This is a genomic window from Nostocoides australiense Ben110 (assembly GCF_001050535.1).
In the GTDB taxonomy this organism is placed as follows: Bacteria; Actinomycetota; Actinomycetes; order Actinomycetales; family Dermatophilaceae; genus Nostocoides_A; species Nostocoides_A australiense.
This window is the reverse complement of sequence record NZ_HG764815.1, coordinates 2,667,558-2,671,666: the sequence shown is the minus strand read 5'-3', so window position 1 is coordinate 2,671,666 and position 4,109 is coordinate 2,667,558. Positions and strand designations below refer to the sequence as shown.

At 72.2% G+C, this 4,109-nt stretch carries 3 protein-coding genes; 2 read left to right on the top strand and 1 reads right to left on the bottom strand.

Annotated elements, in window-relative coordinates; all coding sequences use genetic code 11:
- Window positions 1–1,836, top strand: a 1,836-nt coding sequence (locus BN11_RS23780; protein WP_235435463.1) for an alkaline phosphatase family protein, incomplete at its 5' end; no start/stop codon positions are given.
- Window positions 1,833–2,756: a DUF2207 family protein gene (locus BN11_RS23775; RefSeq protein WP_048698291.1), complete on the top strand. Its 924-nt coding sequence runs from the start codon at window positions 1,833–1,835 to the stop codon at window positions 2,754–2,756. The genes BN11_RS23780 and BN11_RS23775, both read left to right, overlap by 4 nt.
- A gap of 17 nt (window positions 2,757–2,773) precedes the next feature.
- Here the strand turns inward: BN11_RS23775 and BN11_RS12830 are convergent, their stop codons facing one another.
- Complete coding sequence (locus BN11_RS12830) at window positions 2,774–3,958, bottom strand: PqqD family peptide modification chaperone (protein ID WP_048698290.1); 1,185 nt, start codon at window positions 3,956–3,958, stop codon at window positions 2,774–2,776.
- Between the last annotated feature and the right edge of the window lie 151 nt (window positions 3,959–4,109).

Genomic DNA, 4,109 nt, shown 5'->3' with positions numbered 1-4,109 from the left:
CCGTGCCCGCCCCTCCCGGCGGTGACGGTCACCGGCTCTCACGCCACCGTCGAGGGCTGGGCGGAGCTGGAGAAGGCGGCCGCCTCGTTGCGGTTCGAGGCCGACCCCGGCCTCCTCGGCGACCAACTGGCAGGCGCCGGCATACCAGCGGTCGCGATCGGTCCGGGCGCGGCGCTCGGGCTGGCGCAGAGCTCGGGCGAGGTCGCGGCATACCGGCCGGTGGACTGGGCCACGGCAACACTCGACTCGGTGCACGCCGCCCTCGGCGATGCGAAGGTCGCGCTCATCGACGCGGGCGCCGTGCGCGACCCCGGCGACCTCGCCGCGGGCGAGGCGAGCCCAGGCACCTCGGTGGCCGACCAGGTGCGCGCCGTCGACGACCGCATCGCCACCGTTGCCGCCGGCCTGGACGACCAGGACACGCTCATCGTCGCCGGGCTCTCCGACGCCGGCATGGGCTCGCGGCTCCGGCCGGTGGTGGTGACCGGGCCGGCATACGGTCCGGGGCAGCTCTCCTCGCCCTCCACCCGCATCCCCGACCTGATGCAAAGCTCCGACCTGACCGTCACCCTGCTGCGGCTCGCGGGCATCGACACCACCGATCTCGGGCTCGGCGGGGCGCTGCTCGACACCGAGCACAGGCCCAACGACGCGGCAGCGGTGGAGCGGCGCCACCTCGCGCTGACCGATGTCGACAACGCCTCGCACGAGATCCACCCGCTGGTGCCGATCTTCTTCTACGGGCTGATCCTCACCCAGCTGGCGATCTACCTCTTCACGTGGCGCGTCTGGCGGCGGGAGGGCGCAACCCTCGCCCAGCGCACCCGCGCGATCCGGCTCGTGCACATCGTCGGGGTGCTCGCGGCGAGCGTGCCCGCGGCCACCTTCCTCGCGAATCTCCTGCCCTGGTGGCGCGTTTCGCATCCCCTGCCGGCAATTGTCGGCGCGGTCGCGCTGTTCGTCGCGCTCATTGCCGGGCTCGCGTTCCTGCCGCCCTGGGGGCGGCATCTGATGGGGCCGGTGGCAGTGGTCGGGGGGATCACGATGGCGGTCCTGGCGATCGACGTCATGACCGGGTCGCGGCTGCAGCAGTCCTCCCTCATGGGTCTGCAGCCCGTCGTCGGCGGCCGGTTCTACGGGATGGGCAATGTCACCTTCTCGATCTTCGCGACGGCCTCGCTGATGCTGGCGATCGCCGCGGCGCACCAGGCCCAGCGACGCTGGGGGCGGTGGCCGGCGGCGGCCGTCGTCGCGGCGATCGGGCTGCTCACCGTGGTGATCGACGGCAACCCGGCGTGGGGGGCCGACGGCGGCGGGCCGCCCGCCTACCTGCCCGGCCTCGCCTATTTCCTCCTCGCGTTGCTCGGGGTGGGTATGACGTGGCGCCGCGGCGCGATCATCGCCCTCGTCACCGCCGGGCTCTTCCTCCTCGTCGGCTTCCTCGACTCGCTGCGGCCGGCGGAGAGCCAGAGCCACCTCGGCCGCTTCTTCGACAAGCTCGGCACCGGCGGCGCGCTCGACATCGTCATCCGCAAGGCGGAGCAGAACTGGGGCATCCTCATCAGCAGCCCGCTGACGGTGCTCGTGCCCTTCGGACTGGTCTTCGTCATCTATGTCCTGCTCCGTCCCACGTCGTGGGGATCGCGTTCGCTCGCAGGCGCTTTCGAACGGGTGCCGACGCTGCGGGCCGGCCTGGTCGCGTGGCTGATCGTGATGATGATCGGGTTCTTCATCAACGACTCCGGCGTCGCCATCCCGGCCGTCGGTGCCACCGTCGCCATCCCCCTCGTCGTCGCCATCGCCTCCCGGACCCTGCTCGAGGAGGCGGACGCGTGACTCTGCCGGCCGACCGGCCGCTCACCGCGGTGGCGCGCAGCCGCGAGGTGTTCGACTTCCTGCCCTGGGCGCTGGCCATCGCCGTCGGCTGCCTCGTCGCGGCGTCCGTCCTGCTGATCCCGATCCTCACCCACGCGCGCCGCGCCGGCCGGGACAACCAGTCGACGATCACTGCTCGCAGTCTGTTGCCGCTCGGCGCGGATCCGACTGCGCGCGTGAACGATCGGGTCCGTGACGCCGTCGTGCAATTCGATCTGCCCCGCGACCTGAGACCGGAGCAGATGGCGGCGCTGCTGCACGACGGCGACCCCGAGCGGGCGATTGCCGCCGCGCTCCTCGACCTGCAGGCTGCCGGGGTGATCGACCTGGACGAGGACGACCGTGCCAGGGTCCGTCGCGACGCCGACACGAGTGGCGTTTCGGACTTCCAACAGCGATTGCTGCGGATCATCGGGGGCCGCAACACGCGTTTCGCGTGGCGCGACTGGGCGCTGGGGGCGCTGTCGCAGGATGTCGCCTCCCGGCGCTGGCACACCGGCCGGCCGGATTACGTCAGCCACACCCCGCGGTTGTATGCCTCATTCGCCGGGTCCATTGCGGCCATCATGATCCTGTTCTCCACGAACCTGCTCCTCGGCGGCTACTGGACCTACGCCATTGCGCTGTATGCCGCCGCTCTGCTCCTCCTCCTCCTCGCCTGGGCGTTCCGCTACTTCGCGCGCAAACGACCGAACCGGACGGCGACGGGCCGCGCCCTGGCCGAACAGCTGGCGGGCTTCGCCCGCGCCGTGGCGGCCACGGGTGAGGAACGGCATACGGACAATTGGGACGCCGTCCGCGTCGCCCTCGGGGTCGGCGATCGCTCGCTGCGCCGGCTCGTGCGCAATATCCCCACCGAGCCGCCGACCCCTCCGCGCTAGGCTGGCCGAACCCGCCGTCAGGCCGGGACGAAACGGACCAAACCCTCGTCGGCAAGCGTGGCAATCGCTTGTCGCACAAGGGAATCGGCGTCGGGGTGCGGGCCGTGCTCGGCGACGATCTGGTCGCGGATCTCCTCCACCGTGCGCGGTTCGGCGCAGCCGCGCCAGATGCTCGCGCCGAGGGCCATGAGCCGCACGGGGCGCGGACCGTTGAGGGCGAACACGTCACCGTCCTCGTCGGCCAGGGCGTCGCGCCACGGAGCGCGGACGACGCGGCCGCCGGGCGGCAACTCTCCCTCCTCCGCCGGCGAGGCCACCCACGGCCCGGTGCGCTGGTCCTGCGGCGGGGTCACCACCTGCCACGTGCGCGACCGCTGCTCTCCCCGGCTGACGGAGCGCAGCACATCGACGACGAGGTCTGCCGCCGCGTCGATCTCGCTGTAGCGCAACCGGAAACACCCCGCGCCGGCCGTGAGGACGCCGGCGAGGGTGTCGAGCGGCTGCTCCTGCAGCGGCAGGGACGAACTCTGCGGAATGACCTCGGCGAGGGCCTCGAAAACGTCGACAGGCTCCAGCACCGGCGCGGCAACATCCGGCGACCGGGAGAGCAGGACGGCCGCGGCAAGCCAGGGCTGATCCGGGGCGGGCAGGAGACCGATCTCCTCGGGCGCGACCTCGATCTTGGGGCGCCCCGGCTCGGGAATGATCGACAGCGGCTTCGGGTGCGCGATGAGCGTCAAGTCGCCCCGGATCACCGCCGTCTCGTCGCTGAGGTAGCCGAGCCGCTCGCCGAGCCGGCGGGCGGCCGTGGTCTTTCCCGTGCCCGACTCGGCGATCAGGATCACCGTCGCCCCCGAATCGGGCAGGGCGAGAGCGGCGCTGTGCAGGAGCGTCATCCGGCCGGCCTGACGCTCGATGCAGCGCAAGGTGATGGCCCCGGAGAACGCGTAGGGAGCGGACTCGACATCGGGCTGGAGAGCGATCACGCTGCCGTTCGGGCGATCCGACGTGCCCGCGTGGTAGGCCGTCAGCACTTCCGGGAAGCCGTCCGGCTCGGAGCGGTCCGGGCGCCAGTCACTGCACGCGGCCCACAACTCGCGCAACCGCTGCGCGAGGGGTGCCTCGAGGCGGGAGATGTCGACCTCCCACCGGCAGCCCATCGTGTTGATGCGCAGTGGCTCGGCGGCCTGGCGCTCGGTCACGTGGCTCCTCGGTGCGCGGTGGGCACGGTCATGATCTGGACCGATCCGATTATGGCGAATCCGGCGGCCAGGGCCGACCGGAGGGATCGCGCATTGCCCGGCGCCACCCCGGCCACCACCACCTCGCCGACCGGCCGGCTGGGGGGGGGGG